Annotated in this window: 26 protein-coding genes, 1 tRNA gene, 1 other RNA gene and 3 pseudogenes; 20 read left to right on the forward strand and 11 right to left on the reverse strand. The window is 66.2% G+C overall.

Going from position 1 to position 26,250, the window contains the following annotated elements; all coding sequences use genetic code 11:
* Positions 1-212: 212 nt before the first annotated feature.
* From EET03_RS26060 to ffs, 3 genes are all read right to left on the reverse strand, one after another.
* The gene (locus EET03_RS26060; protein WP_075544475.1) at positions 213-2,072 is read right to left on the reverse strand and encodes a DNA polymerase III subunits gamma/tau; all 1,860 of its coding nucleotides are present in this window, start codon (positions 2,070-2,072) and stop codon (positions 213-215) included.
* 156 nt (positions 2,073-2,228) lie between these two features.
* Positions 2,229-3,506 carry an aspartate aminotransferase type Ic gene (locus EET03_RS26065; RefSeq protein WP_099194285.1) on the reverse strand — a complete coding sequence of 426 codons (1,278 nt, stop codon included), beginning with the start codon at positions 3,504-3,506 and terminating at the stop codon, positions 2,229-2,231.
* 85 nt (positions 3,507-3,591) lie between these two features.
* An RNA gene (gene ffs / locus EET03_RS26070) (signal recognition particle sRNA small type) lies at positions 3,592-3,686 on the reverse strand.
* A 79-nt stretch (positions 3,687-3,765) separates the two neighbouring features.
* On the opposite strand from ffs, the gene EET03_RS26075 reads away from it, so the two are divergent.
* Together EET03_RS26075 and lucA are read left to right on the forward strand one after the other, a co-directional pair.
* Positions 3,766-3,854 (forward strand) — tRNA-Ser (locus EET03_RS26075).
* Positions 3,855-3,944: 90 nt separating this feature from the next.
* A complete protein-coding gene (lucA, locus tag EET03_RS26080) occupies positions 3,945-4,775 on the forward strand; it encodes a lipid uptake coordinator LucA (protein WP_075544477.1) in 831 nt (276 codons plus the stop codon).
* A gap of 1 nt (position 4,776) precedes the next feature.
* Here the strand turns inward: lucA and EET03_RS26085 are convergent, their stop codons facing one another.
* Positions 4,777-5,343: an enoyl-CoA hydratase-related protein gene (locus tag EET03_RS26085; RefSeq protein ID WP_244232546.1), complete on the reverse strand. Its 567-nt coding sequence runs from the start codon at positions 5,341-5,343 to the stop codon at positions 4,777-4,779.
* On the opposite strand from EET03_RS26085, the gene EET03_RS26090 reads away from it, so the two are divergent.
* The 6 genes and pseudogenes from EET03_RS26090 (at position 5,333) to EET03_RS26115 (ending at position 9,715) form a co-directional block, all read left to right on the forward strand.
* The gene (locus tag EET03_RS26090; protein WP_244232547.1) at positions 5,333-6,076 is read left to right on the forward strand and encodes a hypothetical protein; all 744 of its coding nucleotides are present in this window, start codon (positions 5,333-5,335) and stop codon (positions 6,074-6,076) included. The genes EET03_RS26085 and EET03_RS26090 overlap by 11 nt on opposite strands.
* An 89-nt stretch (positions 6,077-6,165) precedes the next feature.
* Complete coding sequence (locus EET03_RS26095; RefSeq protein WP_075544478.1) at positions 6,166-7,227, forward strand: NAD(P)H-dependent amine dehydrogenase family protein; 1,062 nt, start codon at positions 6,166-6,168, stop codon at positions 7,225-7,227.
* Positions 7,228-7,297: 70 nt separating this feature from the next.
* Positions 7,298-7,538: pseudogene (locus tag EET03_RS26100) on the forward strand (PPE domain-containing protein); the annotation flags it as partial.
* A 114-nt stretch (positions 7,539-7,652) separates the two neighbouring features.
* Positions 7,653-7,826, forward strand: a complete 174-nt coding sequence (locus EET03_RS26105) for a CsbD family protein (RefSeq protein WP_075544479.1) — start codon at positions 7,653-7,655, stop codon at positions 7,824-7,826.
* A 3-nt stretch (positions 7,827-7,829) separates the two neighbouring features.
* Positions 7,830-8,564: a cutinase family protein gene (locus EET03_RS26110; protein WP_425271563.1), complete on the forward strand. Its 735-nt coding sequence runs from the start codon at positions 7,830-7,832 to the stop codon at positions 8,562-8,564.
* 173 nt (positions 8,565-8,737) lie between these two features.
* Positions 8,738-9,715, forward strand: coding sequence for an SDR family NAD(P)-dependent oxidoreductase (locus tag EET03_RS26115; RefSeq protein ID WP_063468765.1), 978 nt, complete (start codon positions 8,738-8,740; stop codon positions 9,713-9,715).
* Positions 9,716-9,791: 76 nt separating this feature from the next.
* Here the strand turns inward: EET03_RS26115 and EET03_RS26120 are convergent, their stop codons facing one another.
* A complete protein-coding gene (locus tag EET03_RS26120) occupies positions 9,792-9,941 on the reverse strand; it encodes a hypothetical protein (protein ID WP_167470703.1) in 150 nt (49 codons plus the stop codon).
* Positions 9,942-10,073: 132 nt separating this feature from the next.
* On the opposite strand from EET03_RS26120, the gene EET03_RS26125 reads away from it, so the two are divergent.
* The 5 genes from EET03_RS26125 to EET03_RS26145 all read left to right on the forward strand — a co-directional run bounded on the left by EET03_RS26125 (position 10,074) and on the right by EET03_RS26145 (position 13,363).
* Positions 10,074-10,385: a carboxymuconolactone decarboxylase family protein gene (locus EET03_RS26125; protein ID WP_063468750.1), complete on the forward strand. Its 312-nt coding sequence runs from the start codon at positions 10,074-10,076 to the stop codon at positions 10,383-10,385.
* Positions 10,382-10,960 (forward strand): carboxymuconolactone decarboxylase family protein, encoded by a 579-nt coding sequence (locus EET03_RS26130; RefSeq protein ID WP_075544481.1) that lies wholly within the window; start codon positions 10,382-10,384, stop codon positions 10,958-10,960. Before EET03_RS26125 ends, EET03_RS26130 begins: the two co-directional genes overlap by 4 nt.
* A gap of 105 nt (positions 10,961-11,065) precedes the next feature.
* Positions 11,066-11,800, forward strand: coding sequence for a Crp/Fnr family transcriptional regulator (locus tag EET03_RS26135; protein ID WP_075544482.1), 735 nt, complete (start codon positions 11,066-11,068; stop codon positions 11,798-11,800).
* 236 nt (positions 11,801-12,036) lie between these two features.
* A complete protein-coding gene (locus EET03_RS26140) occupies positions 12,037-12,714 on the forward strand; it encodes a haloacid dehalogenase type II (protein WP_099193829.1) in 678 nt (225 codons plus the stop codon).
* A gap of 169 nt (positions 12,715-12,883) precedes the next feature.
* On the forward strand, positions 12,884-13,363 hold the full coding sequence (locus tag EET03_RS26145) for an MPT63 family protein (RefSeq protein WP_075544484.1): 480 nt from the start codon (positions 12,884-12,886) through the stop codon (positions 13,361-13,363).
* A gap of 117 nt (positions 13,364-13,480) precedes the next feature.
* On the opposite strand, the gene EET03_RS26150 is transcribed toward EET03_RS26145, so the two are convergent.
* Together EET03_RS26150 and EET03_RS26155 are read right to left on the reverse strand one after the other, a co-directional pair.
* Positions 13,481-14,218, reverse strand: a complete 738-nt coding sequence (locus tag EET03_RS26150; RefSeq protein WP_244232548.1) for a hypothetical protein — start codon at positions 14,216-14,218, stop codon at positions 13,481-13,483.
* Between the two features lie 2 nt (positions 14,219-14,220).
* Positions 14,221-15,888 (reverse strand): multicopper oxidase family protein, encoded by a 1,668-nt coding sequence (locus EET03_RS26155; protein WP_244232549.1) that lies wholly within the window; start codon positions 15,886-15,888, stop codon positions 14,221-14,223.
* 250 nt (positions 15,889-16,138) lie between these two features.
* Between EET03_RS26155 and EET03_RS26160 the strand changes: the two genes are divergently transcribed.
* Positions 16,139-16,723: a hypothetical protein gene (locus EET03_RS26160; RefSeq protein WP_075544486.1), complete on the forward strand. Its 585-nt coding sequence runs from the start codon at positions 16,139-16,141 to the stop codon at positions 16,721-16,723.
* A 70-nt stretch (positions 16,724-16,793) separates the two neighbouring features.
* On the opposite strand, the gene EET03_RS26165 is transcribed toward EET03_RS26160, so the two are convergent.
* The 3 genes and pseudogenes from EET03_RS26165 to EET03_RS30960 all read right to left on the reverse strand — a co-directional run.
* Positions 16,794-17,639: a patatin-like phospholipase family protein gene (locus tag EET03_RS26165; protein ID WP_075544487.1), complete on the reverse strand. Its 846-nt coding sequence runs from the start codon at positions 17,637-17,639 to the stop codon at positions 16,794-16,796.
* Between the two features lie 99 nt (positions 17,640-17,738).
* Positions 17,739-18,122 (reverse strand): hypothetical protein, encoded by a 384-nt coding sequence (locus tag EET03_RS26170; RefSeq protein ID WP_075544494.1) that lies wholly within the window; start codon positions 18,120-18,122, stop codon positions 17,739-17,741.
* Positions 18,105-18,395, reverse strand: a pseudogene (locus EET03_RS30960) (DUF427 domain-containing protein); the annotation flags it as partial. The pseudogene EET03_RS30960 and the gene EET03_RS26170, both read right to left, overlap by 18 nt.
* Positions 18,396-18,561: 166 nt before the next feature.
* On the opposite strand from EET03_RS30960, the gene EET03_RS26175 reads away from it, so the two are divergent.
* The 3 genes from EET03_RS26175 (at position 18,562) to EET03_RS26180 (ending at position 22,063) form a co-directional block, all read left to right on the forward strand.
* On the forward strand, positions 18,562-20,211 hold the full coding sequence (locus EET03_RS26175) for a radical SAM protein (protein WP_082274846.1): 1,650 nt from the start codon (positions 18,562-18,564) through the stop codon (positions 20,209-20,211).
* Positions 20,094-20,750 (forward strand): class I SAM-dependent methyltransferase, encoded by a 657-nt coding sequence (locus EET03_RS32030; RefSeq protein WP_244232551.1) that lies wholly within the window; start codon positions 20,094-20,096, stop codon positions 20,748-20,750. The genes EET03_RS26175 and EET03_RS32030 overlap by 118 nt, the downstream gene beginning before the upstream one ends.
* A gap of 128 nt (positions 20,751-20,878) precedes the next feature.
* Entirely contained in the window at positions 20,879-22,063 is a 1,185-nt protein-coding gene (locus tag EET03_RS26180) for a zinc-binding dehydrogenase (RefSeq protein ID WP_075544489.1), read from the forward strand.
* Positions 22,064-22,082: 19 nt separating this feature from the next.
* Here the strand turns inward: EET03_RS26180 and ligD are convergent, their stop codons facing one another.
* The gene (gene ligD, locus EET03_RS26185; protein ID WP_075544490.1) at positions 22,083-23,123 is read right to left on the reverse strand and encodes a non-homologous end-joining DNA ligase; all 1,041 of its coding nucleotides are present in this window, start codon (positions 23,121-23,123) and stop codon (positions 22,083-22,085) included.
* Between the two features lie 37 nt (positions 23,124-23,160).
* Here ligD and EET03_RS26190 point away from each other — a divergent pair, with 37 nt between their 5' ends.
* The 3 genes and pseudogenes from EET03_RS26190 (at position 23,161) to EET03_RS26195 (ending at position 25,778) form a co-directional block, all read left to right on the forward strand.
* Positions 23,161-24,243 carry an ATP-dependent DNA ligase gene (locus EET03_RS26190; RefSeq protein ID WP_075544491.1) on the forward strand — a complete coding sequence of 361 codons (1,083 nt, stop codon included), beginning with the start codon at positions 23,161-23,163 and terminating at the stop codon, positions 24,241-24,243.
* 55 nt (positions 24,244-24,298) lie between these two features.
* Positions 24,299-24,409 (forward strand): annotated as a pseudogene (locus EET03_RS33145) (hypothetical protein); the annotation flags it as partial.
* 43 nt (positions 24,410-24,452) lie between these two features.
* Positions 24,453-25,778 carry an FAD-dependent monooxygenase gene (locus tag EET03_RS26195; RefSeq protein WP_136625766.1) on the forward strand — a complete coding sequence of 442 codons (1,326 nt, stop codon included), beginning with the start codon at positions 24,453-24,455 and terminating at the stop codon, positions 25,776-25,778.
* Positions 25,779-26,250 lie beyond the last annotated feature (472 nt).

A 26,250-nucleotide genomic window follows, 5' to 3' on the forward strand; every position in this document is an offset into this window, starting at 1 on the left:
ACAACATAGGCAACCCGCGGCGGCGCAACTGGTTTTCGGGGACGTGACAAGGTAGACAGGCACTCACGGGGCTCCGGCAGCGAGAGGGATGTGGTGTTCATCCGCTACCGCGAGCCCCGCCTCATCCCATTGCGCGACACACAATCGTTATCACATCGTTATCATCTGTCACTACAGTCACACGGGTTTGTGAACAGGCTCTTAGACTTAAATTAGTCGACGGGCCGGGCGCCCAGTTCGTTACGCAGCAGCTCGAGTGCCACCTCTTCGGGGTCGCGGCGCGGCTCGGAGGGGTTGTTGCGGCTGGCTTCGGCGAGCATGCGTTCCTCTTCGTCTTCCCTGGGCTTAGCGGAATCGGCTTCTGGCACAATCTCTTCCGCTTTCGCGGGCACCGAGGCTGCGACGGGCTCGGGTCCGCCCACCTCGCAGCGCACCCGCCAGGCGACCCCCAATGCGTCTTTGAGTGCCTCGGCGATGACGTCGGCATTGCGCTGTTCGGATAAGCGCCGGGCCAGCGGCGCCGAATCGTGGGTCAGCACCAGCATGTTGCCCTCCAGCGCGCGAACGGTGGCCCCCGCCAGCATCACCTCGGTGGTGCGGCTGCGCTGGCGAACCTTGTCACGCACCGTCGGCCACATGGTGCGAACGGCGGCTGCGTTGAGTTCGCTTGGCGCCTTCTCCGGTTCGGGAGCCGATTCGGGAGCCGGCTCGGGCGCCGTCGGACGGCGCGGGGCCGCGGTGTCCGCCGGGCGCGCGGGCGGTGTCGGACGACTCGGGGCCGCAGTGTCCGCCGGGCGCGCGGGCGGTGTCGGACGGCTCGGCGCCAAAGTGTCCGCCGGGCGCGCGGGCGGTGTCGGACGGCTCGGCGCCGCGGTGTCCGGTGTCTCTGCAGCGGCCGGGATCGACATGGCCAACCGGGTCTCGATCCGCTCGACACGTTGCAGCAACGCGGATTCGGCGTCACTGGCCGACGGCAGGAGCAGCCGCGCGCAAATCACTTCCAGGAGCAGGCGCGGCGCAGTCGCGCCGCGCATCTCGCCCAGACCGGCCTGAACCACCTCGGCGTACCGGGTCAGGGTCGCCGGCCCGATGCGTGCCGCCTGATCCCGCATCCGGTCCAGCACGTCCTCCGGCGCATCCACAACGCCGCGAGACACGGCATCCGGAACCGCTTGCAGGACAAGGAGATCCCGGAATCGTTCCAGCAGATCGGTGGCGAAACGGCGAGGGTCGTGCCCGGCGTCGATCACCGATTCGACCGCCCCGAACAACGCCGCCGCATCGCCCGCGGCCAGTGCGTCGACCGCGTCGTCGATCAGGCCCACATCGGTGGCCCCCAGCAGCCCCAATGCCCGCTGGTAGGTCACCCGGATGCCGTCGTCGCCGTGGTCGGAGCCGGCCACCAACTGGTCCAGCACCGACAGCGTGTCACGCGGGGACCCGCCGCCGGCTCGGATCACCAGCGGGTACACCGCGTCGTCCACGACGACGCCCTCCTGCTCACAGATTCGCCCGATCAGCCCTCGCATGGTGCGCGGCGGCAGCAACCGGAACGGGTAGTGGTGGGTGCGCGACCGAATGGTGGGCAGCACCTTTTCCGGTTCGGTGGTGGCGAAGATGAAGATCAGGTGCTCGGGCGGTTCTTCGACGATCTTGAGCAGCGCATTGAAACCGGCGGTGGTCACCATGTGCGCCTCGTCGACGATGAACACCCGGTACCGCGACTGAGCCGGTGCGTAGAACGCGCGATCCCGCAGCTCGCGGGTGTCGTCCACGCCGCCGTGACTGGCAGCGTCGAGTTCGACCACGTCGATGCTGCCCGGGGCGTTGGGCGCCAGCGCCACGCAGGACTCACAGATACCGCACGGCGTGGCCGTCGGGCCCTGGGCACAGTTCAAGGAGCGCGCCAGGATGCGCGCCGACGACGTCTTCCCGCAGCCACGCGGCCCCGAGAACAGGTACGCGTGGTTGATCCGGCCGGCTTCCAGGGCGACCGACAGCGGCTCGGTGACGTGCTCCTGCCCCACCACCTCGGCGAACGTTGCCGGTCGATACTTGCGGTAGAGAGCCACGGTCAGCAGGCTACTCAGCTTGGGTGACTAGCGCCCGGCAGGGCATCGAGTGTGCTCTCACGGCGTCGCGGGCGAACACCGGGCGGGATTTTCGCGGTTTACGCCGCCATGACCTCACCGCGAAAACCCTGTGCGCACGCAATCGACAACAGTGCGCTAGCCGCGGACCAGCAACGCCTCGGTGGCGGCCAGCAGGGCGCAGGTAGCCAGGCCGTCGACGGCGTCGCGCAGGTCGGGAAGCGACGGGAACGTGGGCGCGATCCGGATGTTCTTGTCGTCGGGATCCTTTCGATACGGGAACGAGGCACCCGCCTCGGTAACCGCGATTCCGGCGTCCTTGGCCAATGCCACGGTGCGCCGCGCTGTTCCCGGCAGCACGTCGAGGCTGATGAAATAGCCGCCCTTGGGCTCAGTCCAGGAGGCGATCTTGGAATCCCGGAGCCGCTGATCCAGGATCTCCAACGCCAACTCGAACTTGGGCGCCAGTATCTGCTGGTGGCGCAGCATGTGCAGGCGCACGCCGTCGGCGTCGCCGAAAAACCGCAGATGCCGTAGCTGGTTGACCTTGTCCGGGCCGATCGATTTCTTCCCGGCATATTGCAGATACCACGCGATGTTGCCCAGCGACCCGCCGAAGAAGCTGACACCCGCTCCGGCGAAGGTGATCTTCGATGTGGACGCGAAGACGTACGGCCGGTGCGGGTTGCCGGCCTTGGCGGCCAGCCCCAGCACGTCGACCTGGCGGATGAAGTCATGGGTCAGGGTGTGTACCGCGTAGGCGTTGTCCCAGAACAAGCGGAAGTCGGGCGCCGCCGTGCGCATCAGGGCCAGCCGGCGAACGGTTTCCCAGGAATACGTGACACCGGTGGGGTTGCCGAACACCGGCACCGTCCACATGCCCTTGATCGCGGCATCGGCGGCGACCAATTCTTCGATCAGGTCGACGTCGGGGCCGTCGTCGAGGATCGGGACGGGGATCATCTCGATGCCCATCGTCTCGGTAATCGCGAAGTGCCGGTCATACCCGGGAACGGGACACAGGAACTTGACGCTCAGTTCGTCTTTCCACGGCCGGGGCGAATCGACGCCGCCGTAGAGCATCGAGAACGCGACCACGTCATGCATCAACTCCAGGCTGGAGTTGTTGCCCGCGATCAGGTTCTGTACCGGCATTCCGAGCAGCTCACCGAAGATGGCTCGCAGGGCCGGCAGACCGTGCAGGCCGCCGTAGTTGCGGGTGTCGACGCCCTCCGGATCGCGATAGTCGTCTCCGGGCAGGCTCAGCAGCTGGTTGGACAGGTCGAGTTGCGCCGCGGACGGTTTGCCCCGGGTGAGGTCCAGCGCCAGCTTCTTGGCCTGCAGCTCCGCGTAATCCTGCTGATGGCGGTCATGCAGCGCCGCCAACTCGTCACGGTTGAGGGAATCGAACGACACCATGCGGCCCTTTCGCCATCGAACCTGAAAACCGTGACACTGTGGGTCATGCGGCAGGTCTTGATCGGGTTGCGTCACCCCTGAGCAGAGGGGACCCCGCGCACCCGACAGAGCCCGTTGACCCTTGCTGCCTTCCGGCCCTGGGGGAGTTCACAGGATAGACGCCGCGCGGGGTCCACCGGCGAGTCTAGTACCCCGGCTGACGCGCTCCACGGCGGCCGCAGGACACCTGGCCCCGTCCAGCGGCTACCATATCGGCGGAGGATTCGCCTAGTGGCCTATGGCGCTCGCCTGGAACGCGGGTTGGGTTAATAGCCCTCGCGGGTTCAAATCCCGCATCCTCCGCCATGAGTCCGCAGCGCGGACACACCCGGTGTGGGCCGGCCAGCTTGTGCGGCAACGTTAAGCTGACCAGTGCCAACCAGTATGAGGAGGCATATGCGCCGCAAGTGGGCCGTCGTTTGGCACGCGTCGTTTTCGATCGCCGCCGGCCTCCTCTACTTCTATTTCGTGTTGCCCCGCTGGTACGAGCTGATGGGCGAGACCTCGCACGCGTTGGGAACGACGCTGCGGATCGTGGCCGGCGCGCTGATCGGCCTGGCCGCACTGCCGGTGGTGTTCACCCTGTTGCGCACCCGGAAGCCGGAACTCGGCACCCCGCAGCTCGCGCTGTCGATAAGAACCTGGTCGATCGTGGCCCATGTGCTGGCGGGCGTGTTGATCATCGGCACCGCGATCAGCGAGATCTGGCTCAGTCTGGACTCCGCGGGACAGTGGTTGTTCGGGATCTATGGGGCCGCCGCCGCCATCGGGGTGCTCGGGTTCTTCGCGTTCTACCTGTCGTTTGTCGCGGAATTGCCGCCGCCGCCACCGAAACCGCTCAAGCCGAAGGCGACCAAGCAGCAGCGCATTCGCCGCAAGAAGCCAGGCGAGACCGACGAGGCTGAGACCGAAGAGGCTGAGACCGAAGAAGCCGAAGAAAAAGAAGAAGCCGGGGCCGAGGCCGCTGAAACGACCGAAGCCGAATCCCCAGCAACCGAAGAGGAGCCGGCCGAGCCGGAGACCCCGGAACCTACGGCTGAGGTTGAGCCGGAAGGAACGGCCGAGGAAACGCCCGAGGCCAACGCTACCGAAGAGACCGAAGAGCCCGAAGAGACTGAAGCCGCCGAGGAGCCGCGGAGCGCGATACGTAACCGCCGCCCGACCGGCAAGACGTCCCACCGCCGCCGGCGCACCCGCACCCGCGGCGGGGTCACGGTCGAGGATTAGCTCAGCGCCGGCGAAGGCGCTCCAGGTAGTCGGCGATCCCCTGCCGGGTCTGCTCGGCACCCCAGCGCCGCCGGACGCCGTCGTCGATGTCGCCGGATTCGCGCATTCGCACCACCGTGGGCGCCCGCAGCTGGATTTTGGTGTGCCGGTATGCCTCGGCCGGAATGTCACCAAGGCTCGCTGCCTCCGCGACGGCCGCCTCGAGAAGGCCCTCGTCGACGACGGCGTGCGCAAGTCCCCGCACGACGGCCTCGGGCCCGCGGAACGTGCCGCCGCCCAGCAGCACCTCCTCGGCGCGGTCGCCGCAGGCATAGCGCATCACCTCCAGCGCAGCGACCGGGAACGGCACTCCGACCCGCACCTCTGATGCCCCGATCTGGGCATCGGGGCTGATCAATCGCCGATCGCAGGCGCAGGCCAGCACACATCCGCCCGCGATGGCCGCACCGTTGATTGCGGCCACCGTCGGCCCGGGATAGCTGAACATCGCCTCGAACGCGGCGGACAGCGCCGGAATCAGCCGATCGGTGTAGCCCGCACCGCCGTCCAGCACACGATTGAGGTCCACGCCGGCGCAGAACACCCGCCCGGCGCGGGTGATCACCCTGGATTCGGATGTGGCCGGGCTGCTGGCACCGCATGCCGCCGTGCTGCTTTCCCACCTGCGGACCGACGATCGGCGTGTCCTCGAGCTGGTACGAGCCGGCGCCCGGTTGGCCGACGTGGCAGGCATCGACGGCATCGACTGGTTGGAACTGTCCGCGGCAGTTGATGATCCGTCGGTTATCGCGGCGTTGCCGAGCGGTCGCCGGGACGACTACGCGCTGGCCGCCGGCACCGATGCGGCTCCGCGCGGTGCGGCGTCGATCGGCCGGGGCGTGGCGTCGATCAACTGGGGTGCGGTGCCGCCCGGAATCTTCGATGCGGCCGAGGACACCGTCGACCGGAGTGTCGAGCCGGCGGGTCCGGGCGTTGTCGCGGTGATACGCGCAGCCGTCGTCGGGCCGGATGCGCCCACCGACATCCCGGTACGGGTGCACTCCGGGGAGGTCAGCGGCGCCGGAGCCCTGGACGCCGGCGGCCGGGCCACCCTCGCCCTCGCCGACGCACACCAGCACGCGATGGCAGAAGCTGCTGCCTGGAACCATGATTGGCCGCGGACATCGGTGGTGATCGGCGCCGACATCGAAGAATCGCGGCACACTCGCGATCGGGTCCGCCACTGGGTGCGGGCGCGGTTGGACCGACCGCCGGCCGACGCTTTCCTCGCCGAAATCCTGGCCGGCGAGTCCGCGTATTGAGCCGACTGTGAATCTCACTACGCCCCACCGGCGCGTCGCGTCGTCAGATTCACTATCGCCCGGCCTGGCCGCGTCCCTATGCTGAGCGAGTGCCAAAAACCTATCGGGTCGTGCAATGGACCACCGGAAACGTCGGCAAAAGCGCACTGCAGGCGATCGCCGCCAACCCAGCCCTCGAACTGGTGGGGTGTTATGCATGGTCGCCGGAAAAGGTCGGCCGCGATGCCGGCGAATTGTGCGGCATCGCACCGCTGGGCGTGGCCGCCACCAACGATGTCGACGCGCTGTTGGACCTCGAGCCGGACTGCGTGGTCTACAACCCGATGTGGAAGAACGTCGACGAACTGGTCCGCATCCTGTCGGCCGGCGTCAATGTGGTGACCACCGCTGCCTTCATCACCGGGCACAACCTGGGTGCCGACCGCGACCGGATCCTGGACGCGTGCCGGCGGGGCCGCTCGACGATCTTCGGCTCCGGCGTCAGCCCCGGCTTCGCCGAGCTGTTGGCCATCGTGTCCGGGATGGTCTGCGACCGGATCGACAAGGTCACCGTCAACGAGGCCGCCGACACCACGTTCTACGACTCCCCGGCGACGGAAAAGCCGGTCGGCTTCGGCCAGCCGATAGACCACCCGAACCTGCAGGCGATGACCGCGCACGGGACGGCCGTCTTCGGTGAAGCGGTCCGGTTGGTCGCCGACGCGCTGGGGGTCGAGATCGACGGCGTGCGCTGCGTGGCCGAGTACGCGCAGACCACGGCGGACCTTGATCTCGGGTCGTGGACCATACCGGTGGGTTGCGTCGCGGGTGTGCGCGCGAGCTGGCAGGGCGTGCGCGACGGCACAATCGTCGTCGAGCTCAACGTCCGCTGGCGCAAGGGACAAACCCTCGAGCCCGACTGGAAGATCGACCAGGACGGCTGGGTCATCCAGGTCGACGGGCAACCGACGGTCACCACCCGGATCAGCTTCTTGCCGCCGCCGTACTTCCAGGCCGAGACGATCGCCGACTTCATGGTGCTCGGCCACATCATGACGGCGATGCCGGTGGTCAACGCCATCCCGGCCGTCGTCGCCGCGGCGCCCGGCATCGCGACTTACAACGACCTTCCGCTGACACTTCCGCGTGGGTCGGTGCCGCGCAGCAAATAGCAAGTAGCTCGAACCGGCCCCCCGGCGCCGCCCACGATCGTAGAGTTCTGGGCGGAAAGGGGTCACGGCGATGAATTTTTCGGTGTTGCCGCCGGAGGTCAACTCGGCGCGGATCTTCGCTGGAGCGGGAACGGCTCCGATGCTGACCGCGGCTGCGGCCTTGGGACGGGTTGGCCAGTGACTTAGACCTGGCGGCAAGCTCATTCGGCTCCGTGACCGCGGCGTTGGCGGGTCAATCCTGGCGTGGACCGGCCGCGGCCGCAATGGCCGCCGCAGCCGCCCGATACGCAGATTGGCTCAGTGCGACGGCGGGTCCGGGCAGTCGGGTTTCTTCCACTGATGGGTTTCCACACCGCCGACCGGGCGGTGCCCTCGCGATACCGGCCGAGGTTTCACCCTCGCCCAATGTCGGGTATCCAGGGACAATGAGTGCCGAGGACAAGCTGAAGAACAAAATCGAAGACTTGGGCGGGCGGGCCAAGGAGGCGATCGGCAGGGCCACCGGGGACCCGGATACCACGAACCGAGGCCGGGCCGACCAGGCGAAGGCCAGCCTGAAAGATGCCGGTGAGAAGGTCAAGGATGCCTTCCGGAAGTAAGGGATGACCGCGATGGGCCAGCGCTGGCTGACGGCAAAGTTTGCCTGGGTACGCCGGTTGACAACCGGCGTCGCGGTCGTAGTGGGCACGTCTGTCGCGTTGGCCGCGGCACCTGCCGTCCAGGTCCCGTCGGCATCCGCCGAACCATGCCCCGACGTCGAGGTATTGTTCGCCCGCGGAACCGGTGAGCCGCCGGGTATCGGCAATATCGGAGCCTCTTTCGTGGAGGCGTTGCGCTCGCAGATCGGTTCCAGGTCACTTGGGGTGTATGCGATCAACTATCCGGCCAGCAGTGACTTGTCCAGCAGTGATTTCCCGCTCACGGTTATCGACGGGGTTCGCGACGCCAGCACGCATATCGAATCCATGGCGGCCAGCTGCCCGGCGACTCGGCAGATACTCGGCGGGTACTCCCAGGGGGCGGCCGTGGCCGGTTACGTCACCTCCGCTGCCGTGCCGCCCGGTGTTCCGGCGGCCGCGGTGCCCGCGCCGATGCCGGCAGAAATCGCCAATCACGTTGCGGCGGTTACCCTTTTCGGAACACCGTCGGGTCAATTCCTGAACCGGTACGGCGCACCGCCGATCACCATCGGGCCGCTGTATCAGCCCAAGACGATCGAGTTGTGCGCCAACGGCGACGGCGTTTGCGGTGCCGGCAATGATCCCGTAGCCCACGTCTCGTATGCGATGAACGGCATGACAGGCCAGGGCGCGGATTTCGCGGCGCGTCACCTCTAGGATCAAACCTCCGCCGAGCGTGAACCACGCGACGCTTCGTCGGCGTGTTGCGTCATGGGATGCACAGTCGGCGCCGGGCGCCCGGCGCTACGCGCTAGGCGCTACGCGCTAGGCGCTACGCGCTAGGCGCGCCCCGGCCGCGCGCCGGTCCGCCCACCATGCACAATCGCAGCATGCATGTTCTGGTAACCGGAGGTACTGGGTTTGTCGGCGGCTGGACCGCCAAGGCCATTGCGGATGCGGGGCATTCGGTGCGCTTCCTGGTCCGAAATCCGGCAAAGCTAGAGAGAACCGTCGCCAAACTCGGTGTCGACACATCGGACTTCGTTCCCGCCGACATCAAGGACCGCGACGCGGTGCGTGCGGCGTTGACCGGATGTGACGCCGTCGTGCACAGTGCCGCACTGGTCGCCACCGACCCGCGCCAGACGCCGCAGATGCTGAGCACCAACATGGAGGGCGCCCGCAACGTCCTCGGCCAAGCCGTCCAGCTGGGGCTGGACCCCATCGTGCACGTATCCAGTTTCACCGCGCTCTTTCATCCCGACTTGGAAACCCTGACGGCCGACCTGCCGGTTGTCGGCGGAACGGACGGTTACGGAACGTCGAAGGCGCAGGTCGAAATCTATGCGCGCGGCCTGCAGGACGCCGGCGCACCGGTGAACATCACCTATCCCGGCATGGTTCTCGGCCCGCCCGTCGGGGACCAGTTCGGTGAGGCGGGCGAGGGAGTCAAAGCGGCGCTGCAGATGCACACGATCCCCGGACGCCGGGCGGCGTGGTTGGTGATCGACGTCCGCGACGTGGCCGCCGTGCATGCCGCGCTGCTGGAGCCGGGCCGGGGACCCCGCCGCTACATGGTGGGCGGGCACCGGATTCCGGTGACGGAGCTGGCCACGATGCTCGGCCAGGTGGCCGAGACGCCGATGGTGAGCGTCCCGGTTCCCGACACCGTGCTGCGCGTCGCGGGGACACTGCTGGACTTGGCCGCTCCGTACCTGCCGTTCGACAATCCGTTCACCGCCGCCGGAATGCAGTACTACACCCAGATGCCCGAGTCCGACGACTCACCCAGCGAGCACGAACTCGGTATCACTTATCGGGATCCGCGCACCACCTTGGCCGATACGGTCGCAGCCCTGCGGGCTTAGCCGGTTGCATCGAGATTGCCGTCAGGGCTGTGGTTTCCGCCTTAGGCACGACCGTGGCGGCAATCTCGACAAGAAATCACGCGAGCCCGTCGGGGGGCTCTGTGTCGTCCCCCTCGGAGGGCGGGATAGGCGAATTCTTCAACCACGCGCGCAGCCGGAGAAGTTCGTTGATCACGATGCCGATGCCCACCAGCACCAGCACCGTCACCACAATCGCGGTGGTCACGTACTCCATGGTGACAGGCCGGCCGGTTGCCGGCGTGCGCCCCATGGCTGAACGGCACCGTACCGGGATCACTAAGGTCAGACACACCTTGCCGTACCGGGCCACACCGGCCCACCAACAAGGGGGTGCGCGGTGTCGATACTTGGCCGATACCCACGCCTGCGGGAGAGACTTCGCCACGCTGTTCTCGATGCCCCGGCCGATACGGATCCGGCCCTGCGACGCGCCGCCTACCACGGCGATGACCTGCCCGAGCCGTTGCAGGCATATGTGGACAAGCTGCGCCGGCATGCCTACCGGGTACAGGACAGCGACATCGAGCGGATGCGCGGAGCCGGCTATTCCGAAGATCAGATATTCGAGGTGACCATCGCCGCCGCGCTCGGCGCGGGTGACAGCCGCCGGCGCGCGGGTATGGCCGCCCTCAACGAGGCGTTGCGGTGAGGCTGCACAGCGTCGCACGTGGACGATTCGGCACTCGCCTGGTGTTCGCGGCGTTGCGGGCCGCGACCCGCCGCGACATACCCGACATCATCAAGATGCGGCACTACCGTCCGCGGTTCTTCGGCAAGCCGTTCTTCGCACTGGTTCAGGCGGTGATGCGGGGACCCTCGCCGTGGCCGGTCGGTGAGCGCGAACTCTTCGCCGCCTTTGTCTCGGAGCAAAACCGTTGCCAATTCTGCGCCACCACCCACGAGGCGGTCGCTTCGGCTGCCCTCGGCCCCGCGATCACCGTTGCGGCAGTGAGCGATTGGCGTACCGCCGCAATCGACGACCGGGTGCGGGCGACCCTGGGCCTGCTGGAAAAGCTAACCCGCACACCCGATGAAATCGAACCGCCCGATGTGCGCGCGGTCCTCGACACCGGCGTCAGCCCGGAAGCGGTCCGCGACGCGATCGAGGTCTGCGCGTTGTTCAACACGATCAATCGGGTGGCCGACGGTCTCGACTTCAGGCTGCCGGCAACCGCCGAGCGCGCCTTCAATGCTCGAGTTCTGCTCAGGCTGGGGTATCGCTGAGCGGGCATCGAGCCGAACCGGATATCTGCCTTCCTTCGCGATGTGGTGCTCGAACCCGTCGGCGCCCGGTTCGTGACATGATCGGCGGTGCATGAAGGAGGCGCGATGTCAGACCACCCGGCAAGTCCGCTCCGGCATCTCGTGCAATCGCTGGGCGGCGGCCAGCAGGTCTCGGAGGCGCAGGTCCGACACGCAGCCTGGGTGGCACGGTGCGTGGGTCGCGGAGCATCGGCGCCACTGCACCCCAACGATGTATCAGCGCTCGCGGAAAGCCTGCAATCCAGAGACTTTGCCCCGGGAACGGTCGTCTTCCTGGCCGACCGCGCCGCCAGCGGGGTGTGCATTGTGCGGCAAGGACGGATCGAACTCGCGGTCGGCTCCGTGCGGCGGCGCGTGGTGGTCGATGTGCTTCGCCCGGGTGATGTCGACGGCGACATCCCGCTGCTGCTCGACATGCCGCCGCCCTACACCGCAAGGGCGCTGACCGATTCGAGCTGCCTGCTTCTGGATCGGCAGGCATTCGATCGGCTGCTCGCAACCCACCCGGCGATTTCGCGGCGTTGGCTGTCGAGCGTGGCGCAACGAGTGTCGGCCAGTCAGTCACGGTTGATCGGACTGCTTGGCCGGCCGCTGTCGGCTCAACTGGCGCAACTGCTCCTCGACGAGGCCGTCGAGAACCACGTCGAACTGGCGCAGCGCACCATTGCAGCCATGCTCGGCGTCCAGCGTCCGTCAATTAACAAGGTGATCAAGGACTTTGAACGCGATCGGCTGATCCGGGTCGGATATGCGGTCATCGAGATCGTCGACGAGGGCGGGTTGCGCGCTCGCGCGCAATAACTTTCGAATCCGGGCCCTACCGCCGGGCCGGTGTCCGGCACCATCATCAAGTATTTCGCTGTTCACATTGGGATAGCCGCGTCCGGATTGGGTATCCATCGGCTATCCATCACGAAGGAGCAACCGGCATGGCTAAAGCTAAAGCAACCGTTCCTGTCGGCATCGAATCGCACGCCGATCCGGAGTGCGTGCCGAACGCCCTGCCTTACGGCGGTTCCCCCTGGGGCAGGTGAGGCATGGGCTTACCGCGCCGGCCGAAGGCGGTGGTATTCGACGTCGTCGAAACTCTGATCTCGTTGGCGCCATTGCGATCCCGATTCGCCACCGTCGGGCTGGCGGCCGAGCTGGCCGAGCGCTGGTTTGATCGGCTGCTGCGCGACGGAATCGCGTTGAGCTTGGCCGGCGACTACCAGCCGTTTCCGGTGGTTGCCGCCGCGGCGCTGCGTACGCTGGCGCGAGGCGAGCTCGACGAGGACGCGGTGGGCCACGTCATGGCAGGCTTCGGCGCGTTGCCCGCCCACCCCGACGCCGAACCTGCCATGCGAACCCTTGCCGATTCCGGGATTTCACTGGCCTGCCTGAGCAACGGCACCGCCAAGGCCACCATGGACTTTCTCAACCGCTCCAGCCTCGGGCGCTATGTCGATCAGGTCATCAGCGTGGCCGAAGTAGGCAGCTGGAAACCCGCGGCGCCGGTCTACGCCCATGCGGCGGACGCGATCGGGCACAGCCCCGAGGAACTCGCGCTGGTCGCAGTTCACGCCTTCGACTGCCACGGCGCCAAGCGCGCCGGCTGGACGACCGGATGGGCCGGCCGTACCGACGGCCACTACGCCGAGATCTTCGCCCCGGCCGACGTCGTCGGGACCGACCTCGTCGATGTCGCCACCAGGCTGCTCGCGCTGGGCGGTTAGCCTGGCCACGGCCAAGCGGTGGGCATCCGCGCCGGCCAAATCTTGATCAAATCCCCGTTACGCCGAGGTGCTGGTGGCGGCGGATAACAATTCTTGAAAACAGCGGTCATATGCGTAAAGGGCGATTTATATATAAACCGTTGTCGCTCCAACCACCGAGGAGAGCACCATGAAAATCACCACATTGATTACGGCGGCAGTCGCAACACTGGTCGTGGCAACCGCCGGGGTCACCAGTGCATCGACTGCGTCGGCCGCCTATCCGATGGTCGGCAAACTTGGCACCGAACTGACGATGACCGACACCGTCGGTCAGGTTGTCCTCACCTGGAAGGTCAGCAACCTGCAGCCCAGCAGCGATGAGACGCCGGGCTACCAGGTGGCCGGCAAGCTTTGGGAAGCAACGGCGACCGTCAAGGCCATTCGGGGCAGCGTCACTCCCGCCATTTCGCAGTTCAACGCCGTCGCTCCCGACCAAGCGGCTTACCGGGTTCTGTGGTTTGTCTCTTCGCCGTCCAACATCAGTGGAGCCACCATTCCCGAAGCCGCACAATCGACCGGAAAAATCCACTTCGACGTTACCGGCCCTTCGCCCACCACGGTGACGATGAACAACGGGATGGAAGACCTCATGATTTGGGGGCCATAACCTAACCCACATCGCAACGGGAGCCTGAAAGCTCCCGTTTGCTTATGAGAACGATCGGCGGGCCGCATCGGCGCGACGCTGCCCGTTCCGGTGGCTATTTCGCTGCGTGCAGGACCCTCAGCCATGCTCCTCGGTAGCGGGCTCGGTCGGCGCGGCTGGCCCGTCCGGCTCGAGGGTGATCACCGGCGGTAGCGGCAGCGGGGTCGGTGGCAGGCCGCCTCCGTAGGAGGCCTGCCGCACCCCGACGACAAGCGTGAGCACGTAGGTGGGCGGGGTGTCGGGCGGGAAGCCCAGCACTCTGACGTCCTCGGGGATCGGGTCGGGACGCAGGCAGATTGTTGCCAAACCCCTTCCGGCCCAATAGTCGTCGGGGTTTCCGGGCAGCAGTCGGTAGTCGAAGATCGTGATGGTCTTGCTGCCGTCCACCCGTTTGTCGAAAGGGATGTACACGCCGGGCAGTTCGTACGGGTTTGCCGACTCCCGGTAGCGGTTCTCGTTGGGAACGGTGCGCTGACCTTCGAGTTGCACGGCAACCCGCTGGTGCCGCGGGGGGCCGTCCGGGTACCACGAACCGCTGATTTCGGCCCAGTCCCAGCCCGGGCTCGGCTGACAGTCCGGTTCGCCGTAGGGAATCCAATGGATCGGATCGCTCGGCAGTTGCACTTCGAGCAGGGCGCCTTTGGGGATGAGCTGCGGCACCCAGGTGCGGTTCCACCAACTGAGATTGTCGCGATGCTGTTGGTTGAAGGTGTAGCGGCCTTCGCTCTCCATCGGCTGCATTGACGGCTCGGCCGTTGCCAGGCCGACGGCCGACAATGTCGATAGCACAAAAGCGATGACAAGTGGGCGGCGCATCGTCACTCCATCGCATGCTGTCCGGGCGGATCGATCATGAGAAGGCCCATCATTCCCCTGTCTTCGTGCGGCAGAATGTGGCAGTGATAAACGGTCATGCCGGTCACGTCGGGCCGGAAATACATACGCAGGGTGTACCGGCCGAACGGGGGTAGCCGGAAGGTATCCCACCACACGTCGGGCTCAGTCTGCCAGCTGGTGTCCCCGGGTGGGATACCGTGGATGTCGACGACCTGAAACGGGTTGACATGGATATGAATTGGATGCTGAAAGACATCCTCATTGATCAACGTCCACTCTTCGATCGTGCCCGCCTCGACCTGGGTGTCAATCCGTTCGTGATCGAATTCCTTTCCGTCGATCAGGAACTGCACTCCCATGCCGGTCCGGCCGGTGATGTCTCCGGAGAACACCATGGTGCGACGACGGGCGATCGGCAGGTTCGGCATCTGCGGCGGATCCACCAGGCTCGTGGGCATCAGGCTGTTGACCTTATTCCCATTGACCACCAATGTGCCCAACGGCATCGAGGGGCGCGGGCCGCCGGGGTGGCCCTGGTCGTAGGCTGCCGCGTAGATGCGGTAGCGGCCCGGCTCATCCCCCTTGATGATGAACTCGGCCCGGTTGCCGGCGGCCAGCATGATGTTCGGCCGGGACCGCGGTGTGCGGTAAGGCGTTCCGTCCGTGGCGATTTGGTGCAACGTGTGACCCTCGACATGTAGCCAGATCGACCGATGCGGGCACGCGTTGAGAAACCGCCAGCGCTGCGCCTCCCCCGGTTTGATACTGATGTCCGGCAGCAACTGGCCGTTGAGGGGGTAGTACATGGACGACGGCACCGCGGGAATGGATTCGAAGGGCGCGTGACCCGCCATGGGAACCACCACGGCGAACGGCACCTCGGCACTGTCGTCAGCGATCCACATCTCGTTGACGACGATGGTTCGCTCTCGCATTTCGGCAATCTCGGGTATCGCGTCGATGTCGCCCTCGACGATGATCGGACCGGACAGCCCGTTCCACAGCTGATGGGCCGTCGCCGTGTGGAAATGCGGGTGATACCAATGCAACCCGGTCGGCTGGTTGGCCGCGATGTTGTAGCTGTACTGGTGGTCTTGCAGCGGGCCAAGCTGAAGTCCCACGTTGTCCCCGGGGTCCTCCGGAGACACCTGCAGCCCATGGGTGTGCAGGTTCGTGTCGACCAACTCCTGGAACATAGTTGCCCTTCGCTCCCACCTATTCCAGAAGTCGTGGACGCAAGCTCGCCGGGTGTCGAAACGCGGGTCGTTGGACTTGGAGGCGCAATAAGGCACCATGAAAACGTTATTTGTGGGAATGCCTACCGGAACGATGCGGTTCTTGAGCAGAATTCGTAGGTTGTCGCCCTGCCGTATCCGCAAGATCGGTCCCGGAAACTGACCGTTGTATGTCTCCAGGGTCAACTGACGACCACCCAGCTCTACCGGATTGGTCACCACCTCCAGCGAATAATCCAAGACGCCGTTCTCGCTGGACACCTGAGGCAGGTCGCGAAGCTCTTCGCCGCCGGCCCGCGCCGGCCCGGCGCTCCTAATCACACCGGCGCCGACGGTCACAGCCATCAGGGCCAGAAATGTCCTGCGGTCCAAGGGATTTTGCCGCAGGCGACGCCCGAGGGATGCAGATTCCATTGCGGATCCTTGTCGTCGTGGAAGTCAGCGCAGAGCGTAACCCACACAGGCGGCTCCCAGAAGCCCAACTTTTACATCGTTATCGGGGGTTATCCGGGCCGGAGACCGATTAGCAGAAGTGTTATCCACATGACTATTCGGTTGAAAGAACTCGCGCACCCGAATAGCGGCCCGGACCTCGCCGCAAAGGCTGCGGCAATGGCCATAAAACCTGGCCGGGCAAAGCAGCCGGAGCGTATTGTCTGCCGTCATGAGTCCCACCACGCGCAGCTGGACGGTGATCGCCACCGTGACGGGCGCTGCCCTCGGCTGGCTGCTGACTCCCGCGACTGCACTGGCCGACCCGCACAACCCGCACAACGTCACCTACATCGTGAAGGTGGACGCGCCCATTTCCAGCGCTCGGGCGATCTACATGGTCAACGACACCTATACGGCTACGGCCCCGTTGAGCGCAACAGGCCGCGAATTCACCACCAACACCATGCTGGCCGATCCGGCGAAAGCTGGTATGCAAGTGAGCATCCCGTCACCGTATGCGGGGAACGTGCATTGCGAGATCGACGTGGACAACAATGTCGCCGCAATGGTGGATCAATACGTGACGTCGTCGCCCGGAGCTCCCGGCGACCCGGATACCTACGGAGTGGTGGCCTGCGGCGCCTCCCCGCTACCCGTACCGCAGTGGTGGGCCAAACTCTGCGACACCTGGTGGTGTGTCGACACCTCTTTTCCTTCCAACGCCCGCGACGAGGCCCGTACCGACGTGACGCGGGACTCTGACCCTGAGCACAGCCCGACTTGGCCGCGTCGCCCCTACGAACCGGCGCTTTAGCTTGAGCATTTAGCGGCGGCCAGCCCTGCCGCGAGCCCAACGGACCCGGCGGCTCTAGTCTCGCGCTGGTTCAATGCCGATGCGGCGCAAGCAACGCCGCCTGACCAACGACGGGGCGACGCGTCGCCAGCCACTCGCGGGTGCTGTCATGCGATCGTTCGATGAGCCGGGTCGTGTGCGAGAAGTCTATTGGCGTAACGCCGAGTGGGCACAGCGGTGGGACGACGCGCAGGTCGACCGATTTCTCATAGTTGGCGACATCCACGGCCAGGCGTTGGTTGATGGCAAGGGTCAAGGCGTATACCGCCATCGCCAGCGCCCCCTTTGGTGCTTTGGGCAGCGCGCATGGGTAGCCGGTCGGCAGCACCCAGACCAGATCGGCGCCGAGCGCGACGGCGTGCGACAGCGGAGTGTTGTTGACGACACCGCCGTCCATCAGATCTCGTCCGTCGATGTTCACCAGGGGAAAGACGGCGGGGATGGCGGCGCTGGCCGTGATCGCGTCGACCGCGTCACCCGACGAAAGCAGGACGTCGTGGCCCGATAGCACGTCGGTGGCCACCACATGCAGCGGTATCGGCGCATCCTCCAGCCTGGAAAACTGCAGATGGCCCTTGAGGAGCCGCCGCAGGCCGTGGCTCGGGACCAGGTTGGAACGCAGACCGAGAAAACCCAGCAGCCCGACGATCGGGCGGGTGGGGAACACGTCTTCTCTCGACAGCGACCGCCACAGGTCGGCCAGCATGCCGATCCCCTCGACATCAGCACGTGACGCCAGCCAACCGCCGTTGACGGCGCCGACGGAGGTGCCGACGATCAGGTCCGGCGTGATGCCGCTTTCGGCCAAACCGAGGAGCATTCCCACCTGGATGGCCCCGAGGCTGCCGCCCCCGGAGAGCACGAACGCTGTTGTCATAGTTCACCTATTAGCACGTACCGCCCCCCGGCAGGCCCCTACCGAAGGCTGCCGGTCGGCGCCGCGGTCACGGCTGCGACGCTGATCGGCAGCCGGGTGTTACGCGAACCTTTCCAGCCAGGTCGTCACCGCATACAGCGCCGCGTAGGTGCCAACCGCGATTCCCAGCAGGGTTGCCAGCCGCCACCGTAACCGGCGAATTCCGCCGAGGCTGCACTGATTGCGTCGCCGCAACGCAATCCATACCAGCAGCGCGAGGACACCCAGGCCGCTCAGCCGGAACCACCACGCATAGTTGCCGTACAGATTGTTGGACCACATCAATGCCGTTGCGCCGCTGATGATTCCGAACATCGCGAGGACGGTGGGTCCGACGCAGCACAGGATGCCGACCAAACCGCCGGTGATGCCGATGCGCCAGATCGGCAGCCGGTCAACCACATCCGAGCGTTGCGGAGCAGTTTCTTCCGGCTCGCCTTCCACGCGGACACCGTTCCAGAACGCGACGTGGTTCTTGATCCGACGCGCCAGCGGGCTCGGACGCGGGTAGTACCACGCGGCGTCCGGATTCACATCGCCGTTGACCGACACGGTGTAATAGTGCGCCAGGCCCTTCCACGGGCATATCGACTTCGTCGAGCTGTCGACCAGGTGCTCGCGCCGCAGCGACTCCGGCGGAAAGTAGTCATTGCCCTCCACGCGGACGGTTCGCGGCGCCTCGGCGAGCACGGCCCCGTTCCAGACAGCACGAATCATTCTGGTCAACCTCCTGCAATCATCCTTCCCGCCATAGCACGCTATTGCGGTGCGGCGCGCAGCTGAACTGTAGTCCTGATGACAGTTGCGCGCGGGCACGCTATCCGCCGTGATGAGCTACCCCCGGTTTACCGGGCCGATGGGAAACGGGGCACCAGTGACGACGATGAAACGGGATCTCGACGAGGTATTCCTCGAGTACACCAGGAGCATCTGCCCGGTGTGCAAGGTCGTGGTCGACGCTCAGGTCAACGTCCGCGGCGGCAAGGTATATCTGCGCAAGCGCTGCCGCGACCATGGCGAGTTCGAGGCCCTGGTATACGGGGACGCCCAGATGTACTTGGACTCAATACGATTCAACAAACCCGGCACCATTCCGCTGCAGTTTCAGACCGAGATCCGCGACGGCTGCCCCAGCGACTGCGGCCTGTGCCCGGATCATAAACAGCACGCCTGCCTGGGGTTGATCGAGGTCAACACCCACTGCAACCTGGACTGCCCGATCTGTTTCGCCGACTCCGGTCACCAGCCCGACGGCTACGCGCTCACCTTGGCGCTGTGCGAAAAGATGCTCGACGCACTCGTCGCCGCCGAAGGCCAACCCGAAGTCGTGATGTTCTCCGGCGGCGAGCCGACGATCCACAAGCAGATCCTGGAGTTCGTCGACGCCGCCCAGTCGCGGCCGATCAAGACGGTCATCATCAACACCAACGGCATTCGCCTGGCATCGGACCGGCAATTCGTCGCCAACCTCGCGCAGCGCAACCGGCCCGGCCGCCCAGTGCACATCTACCTGCAGTTCGACGGCCTCGAGGAAGCAACGCACCGCCAGATCCGCGGCCGTGACCTGCGGGACATCAAGGCCCGCGTACTGGACAACTGCGCGGCGGCGGGCCTGACCGTGAGTCTGGTCGCCGCCGTCGAGCGCGGGCTCAACGACCACGAACTCGGTGCCGTCATCCGCCACGGTATGGCGCAGCCGGCGGTCCAATCGGTGGTGTTCCAGCCGGTCACCCACGCCGGTCGGCACCTGCAGTTCGATCCCCTGACCCGGCTGACCAACTCCGATATCGTGCACAGCATCGCCGCCCAGCTGCCCGACTGGTTCCAGGCCGACGATTTCTTCCCGGTTCCGTGTTGTTTTCCCACCTGTCGATCGATCACCTATCTGCTCACCGACGGTGAGCAGGTGCTGCCGATTCCGCGGCTGCTCGACGTTCAGGACTATCTCGACTACGTGTCCAACCGGGTGATCCCCGACCTGGCGATCCGCGAAGCGCTGGAAAAGCTGTGGTCGGCGTCGGCCGTGATGGGCACCGACACCACGATGGAACAATTGCAGAGGGCGGCAGCCGCGCTGGATTGCGCCAACGCCTGCGGGATCAATCTGCCCGAGGCACTCGCTAACCTCACCGATCGGGTCTTCGCCATCGTGATCCAGGACTTCCAGGACCCCTACACCCTGAACGTCAAACAATTGATGAAATGCTGTGTGCAGCAACTTACTCCGGACGGGCGACTGATCCCGTTCTGCGCCTACAACTCGGTTGGCTACCGCGAGCAAGTCCGCGAACAGCTCACCGGCGTGCCGGTTCCCGATATCGTGCCCAACGCCGCTCCGCTGGCCGGCCTGGTGGCCGATTCCGCTCACGGGTCCAAGCAGGCCGGCCACCGTGCAGGCTGGCAGATCGGCTTGGGCTGCGGCCAGGCCAGCGGGTTGCCGATGTCGCCGCCGGGCGGGGCGGCACCGCACGACTGCTCGCCAGTGAATACCAGGTGGCAGTTGACGGGGTGGAGCTCAGCGACATCAATGTGACGCGCGCCCGGGCGGCTGTCGCGCAAGCCGGACTGCAGCAGCGGGTGCACATCCATCACGGCGATGCCGAGGCACTTCCTCTGCCGGACAACGCTTTTGATGCTCTGGTGTGCGAATGCGCGCTGTGCACCTTTCCGGACAAGGCTGCGGCAGCCCGCCAGTTGGCCCGGATCTTGCGTCCGGGAGGCTTGGTCGGCATCACCGATGTCACCATCACCGATGCCGGCCTACCGCTGGAGCTGACCTCACTGCGCGCGTGGGTGGCCTGCATCGCCGATGCCCGGTCGGTCACCGACTACACCGGCATCCTGCAGGAGGCGGGGCTACGCATCCGCCACGTCGAGTCGCACGACCAGAGCCTGCTGGACATGATCGACCGCATCGACGCGCGGATCACCGCCCTGGCCATTGCCGTGCCAGATACCTTGGCTGACAACGGCATCCAGCCCGACACCGTCCACGCGTTCACCGCGCTGGCGCGCGCCGAAGTCACGGCCGGACGACTTGCCTACGCCCTGATGATCGCGGAGAAGCCGTGATCAGTTCGGTGGGCGCTGCCCGACCCTGACGCCAACCTGCCGGCGCCCGGGGGGGTGACAGCCGGGTTCGTCGAGGTTTACGTTGGCCCCGGCGACAACATCAACCCGACCGAACAGGCTGTCTCAGGATGAGAGCGGTAACCTGCACCAACGCAAAGCTCGAGGTAGTCGAACAGCCCACCCCGCAACCGGCCAAAGGGCAGTTGCTGATCGATGTCCGCAAGTGTGGCATCTGCGGATCGGACCTGCATGCCCGTTACCACTGTGACGAACTCGCCGACATCATGGACGAATCGGGCTACCACGCCTTCATGCGATCCGATCAGCACGTGGTGTTCGGACACGAATTCTGCGGCGAGGTGCTCGACTACGGCCCCGGCACCCGCAAGGCTCCCCGGCCCGGCACCCCGGTTGTGGCCGTGCCACTGCTGCGACGCGGCAACGAGGTGCACGGGATCGGGCTGTCGACAATGGCGCCGGGCGCTTACGCCGAGCAACTGCTCGTCGAACAGTCGCTGACGTTTCCCGTCCCTAACGGCCTGTCGCCACAGATCGCTGCGCTGACCGAGCCGATGGCCGTCGGCTGGCACGCCGTGCGGCGCGGTGACGTAGGCAAACGCGACGTCGCAATCGTGATCGGCTGCGGCCCCATCGGCCTCGCGGTGATCTGCATGCTGAAGGCACACGGCGTGCGCACCGTGATCGCGAGCGACTTCTCCCCGGGCCGGCGCGCGCTGGCCACCGCGTGCGGCGCCGACGTCGTCGTCGACCCCGCGCAGGACTCCCCCTACGCGACGGCCGCCGCCCATGGGCCGGGAAAGGGCTACCTGAAGAGCATCCTCGACGCGTTCGACCTCGCGGTCGGCACTGTCGAAAAGCTGCACCGGCTGCGGCTGCCCTGGTGGCATCTGTGGCGCGTCGCCGAAGCGGCCGGCGCGGCAACGCCCAAGCACCCGGTCATCTTCGAATGTGTCGGTGTCCCAGGCATTATCGACGGCATCATCGCGAGCGCGCCGCTGTTTTCCCGCGTCGTGGTGGTCGGGGTCTGCATGGGCGCAGACCAGATCCGACCGGCGATGGCGATCAACAAAGAGATCGACCTGCGGTTCGTGCTCGGCTACACCCCGCTCGAATTCCGCGACACGCTGCACATGCTCGCCGACGGCAAGGTCAACCCCGCCCCGCTGATCACCGGGACCGTCGGGCTGCCCGGTGTCGAGGCCGCGTTCGACGCGCTCGGCGACCCCGAGGCACACGCGAAGATCCTGATCGACCCGAAGAGCGACGCCGCGAGCCCACGACCTGTGCGCTGACCGCGGTCTGGGCCCGGTGCTACTCGTTTCGGGTGTCCCTCTTCAGATCGGTATCCCGGCTCGGCTGCACCCGCTTCGGTTCCCCCGGCATCTTCGGGTAATTCGGCGGATACGGCATATCTGCGAGCCCGCGCGCTTCGTCCGCCGCAACCATGTCCAGCAACGGCGCAATCGACTGCGCGACGTCGTCCATACCGGCCCAGGGGTCATCACGACGCTGCACCAGATCGGGCACCGTGGCCATGGTGTAGTCGTCGGGGTTCGCGTCGGCCAGCTCATCCCAGGTCAACGGTGTCGACACGGTGGCAGTCGGGGTGCGGCGCACCGAATACGCCGACGCCATGGTGCGGTCGCGGGCATTCTGGTTGAAGTCGATGAAGATGCGCTCGCCGCGTTCTTCCTTCCACCAGGACGTGGTCACCACGTCGGGCGCGCGTCGCTCCACCTCGCGGGCCAGCGCGATGCCCGCCCGGCGCACCTGGATGAAGTCCCAGTCGGTGGCGATCCGGAAGAACACGTGCACCCCGCGTCCGCCCGATGTCTTCGGGTAGCCGACCAACCCGAGTTCGTCGAGCAGCGGCCGCAGCACGTCGACGGCGACAGCCCTCGCCTGCGCAAAACCGGTGCCGGGCTGCGGATCCAGATCGATGCGCAATTCGTCGGGGTGCTCGGTGTCGGGGCAGCGCACCTGCCACGGGTGCAGCGTCACGGTCCCCATTTGCGCCGCCCAGACGATCGCCGCCGGATGGGTCACCTTCAGCGCGTCGGCGGTGCGTCCCGACGGGAACGTCACCCGGCAGGTCTGCAGGTAGTCGGGACGGTGCTGGGGCACCCGCTTCTGATAGATCTCCTCGCCGTCGATGCCGTCGGGGAAGCGCTGCAGATGAGTGGGCCGGTCGCGGAGCGCGGCCAGCATCGGGCCCCGGCCCACGGCGAGGTAGTACTCGACCAGCCGGCGTTTGGTGCCGCCGGGCCCGAGTTGCGGGAAGTAAACCTTGTCCGGGTTGGTCACCCGCACCCGGATGCCGTCGACGTCGAGTTCTTCTGCTGCAGCAGCCATAGCTGGATTCCAGCATGCCGCACGACACAATGAACCCATGGACCTACCCGTGATGCCGCCCGTTTCGCCGATGCTGGCCAAGTCGGTCAAGACCATCCCGGCGGACGCGTCATACGAGCCGAAATGGGATGGCTTCCGGTCCATCTGTTTTCGCGACGGTGACGAGGTCGAACTGGGCAGCCGCAACGAGCGGCCGATGACCCGCTATTTCCCCGAGCTGGTCGCCGCGGTCAGGGCCGAGCTGCCGCCGCGCTGCGTCGTCGACGGCGAGATCGTCATCGCCACCGAGCACGGCCTGGATTTCGAGGCCCTGCAACAGCGCATCCATCCGGCAGATTCGCGGGTGCGGATGCTCGCCGAGCACACGCCGGCATCGTTCATCGCGTTCGACGTGCTGGCTCTCGGCGACGACGACTACACGAAGCGTCCATTCAGTGAACGCCGGGCGGCGCTGGTCGATGCGCTGTCCGGCTCGGGCCCGTCGATCCACGTCACCCCGGCCTCCACCGACCTGCAGACCGCACGGCGCTGGTTCTCCGAGTTCGAGGGTGCCGGTCTCGACGGCGTCATCGCCAAACCGCTGACCATCACCTATCAGCCGGGCAAGCGGGTCATGTTCAAGATCAAACACGAACGGACCGCCGACTGCGTGGTGGCCGGGTATCGGGTGCACAAGTCCGGCGGTGACGCTATCGGCTCGCTGCTGCTGGGGCTCTATCAGGAGGACGGCCAACTCGCCTCGGTCGGTGTGATCGGCGCCTTCCCGATGGCGCAGCGGCGGCGGCTCTTCACCGAACTGCAGCCGCTGGTAACGACTTTCGACAACCACCCGTGGAATTGGGCCGCCCACCAAGCCGGCGAACGCACCCCGCGCAAGAACGAATTCTCCCGCTGGAACGCCGGCAAAGACCTGTCGTTCGTGCCGCTGCGTCCCGAACGCGTCGTCGAAGTGCGCTACGACCACATGGAAGGCTCCCGGTTTCGCCATACGGCCCAGTTCAACCGGTGGCGCCCGGACCGCGATCCATGCTCGTGCACCTACGCCCAACTCGAACAGCCGGTGTCGTTCCGTCTGGACGACATCGCGACCGGCCTAGGTCCGGGCACTGCGGCGGGCTAGGTAATCTCACCTCGTGGTCCAGGTCGTCATCGCCGGAGCCGGCCCGAACGGGCTGATGCTGGCCTGCGAACTGGGACTGGCCGGGATCCGGCCGGTGGTATTGGACGGCAGTCCCGGCCCTAACCGGCAACCTCGCGCGGCGGGCATTGTCGGCCAAGGGGTTCGGATCTTCGACCACCGCGGCCTGTACAGCGCTCTCATCGGGACGGATGAACCCCCCGCAACCCGCGCCCGGCTCATTTTTCGCCGGCTTCGCATTCAGTTTCGCCGAGGTGCCCAATCACCAGCTGTACACGCTTCGGGTGGAACAGCCCAGGCTCATCGAGGTGCTGGTAGCCGCCGCCCAGAAATACGGCGTCGACTTCCGGTGGGGTCACGCGTTGACCGGCTTCGACCAGGGCGACGACGGCGTCACCGTCAACATCGCCGGCCCGGACGGCGCCTATGAGCTAACGGCCGAATACCTGATAGGCGCCGACGGCGGCTCGAGTATCACGCGCAGGCTGGCCGGCATCGACTTTCCCGGGATGTCGTCGTACGACGTCATCGAACATGTGACGTTCGGGGTGCTGCCGCCGCTTGACTGGGTGGATCCGGTGAACGGGGCGCTGAACGTACCGGGATTCGGTGCCGTCCCGGCCAGGCAGTACTTTCGCACCGCCCACGGCATCTTCGGGTGGGGCCTGCAACTGACAGACCGGCCGGGGGCATTCACCATCGAGTTGGATAGCGCACCGCGCGAGAACCCCGACGCCACCGACAGCGACACCGCGCCCATGTCCGTTGCCGAGCAGGAGGCCAGCATCAAACGCGTGCTTGGCGCGGCTGTCCCGCTCCAGCCCGAATCCAACGACGTACCAAAGGATTTGCGGCGTTACCGCGGCGTGAACTCGAGGATCCCGTCGCAATACCGGGCCGGCCGGGTCCTGCTGGTGGGCGATGCCGCGCACGTGCAGCCCCCGCTCGGGGGACCAGGTCTCAATCTGGGTTTGCAGGATGCGATGAACCTCGGCTGGAAGCTGGCCGCGGTGCTCGACGGACGGGTCGGCATCATGTACAGCCGTGCCCAGCTGGCCCCTATTCGGCCCGGGGCCGAAGTCACTGCGTTACGGGAAGTCTTTACCGAATTGCTGGCGCAGCCCGATGTGGTCCGTCACCTCGGCGACCTGGTGTCGGGCGCCGATATTCGCTATGCGGCGAGTTCGGATGAGCATCCCCTCGTCGGGCGCTGGGTGCCGGATTTTGCCGTCGAAAACTCGCGCGGAACCACCCGCGTCGCGGCGCTTGCCCGCGACGGGAGGCCGTTGCTGGTCGACCTCACCGAGCACGGCGTGGTGGCTCAGGCGGCGGTCGACATCATCGACCGGGTCACCGTCGCCGCAGGACGCCCGGACGGAGACGTGCCGGCAACGGCGCTGCTGGTACGTCCAGATGGCTACGTGGCCTGGGCGTCCGTGGCGCCCATACCTAACATCGCCGACATCGACGAGCTTGATCGCCTGCTCACCCGCTGGTTCGGCGTCACCTTGACCTGATCTCCACAACCGCCGATCCCCCGGATGGGGTATCCCCGTTGTCCGCCGTTCGTGCTACGCGGAATTCGTCGTAAGAACCCCTGATCAGGGGACAACGCATGCCGCTGGAATGAGGCATCGTTGCAAGGCTGGGCATTTTCGCACGGCAGGTGAATTGCGATAAGGAGATACCTGATAAGCCATGAAGCCCTTTTCCACGAGGTGGACGCCGCATACGCGTGGGCTGTCTTCGTGGTCGACGACATCGATTCGTAAGCACCGGGTCGGCTCTCGGGCCGACTAGACGGAAGTTACGGCTGCCTGGGTAAGGGTTTTCCGCCCTGAACTGGGGGTTTGCTGGTTTGCTGGTTTGTGTTTGTGGCTACGCGGCGATGGTCAGGGGGATGGTGGCCTCAATGAGGTCGAAAGCACGGCGTTGAGTGGGGGTGGCCTCGGCGAGTTTGTCGATCTCGATGTCGGTGTGGTGGTAGCG

The sequence above is a fragment of the Mycobacterium innocens genome (assembly GCF_900566055.1).
Taxonomy (GTDB): Bacteria; Actinomycetota; Actinomycetes; order Mycobacteriales; family Mycobacteriaceae; genus Mycobacterium; species Mycobacterium innocens.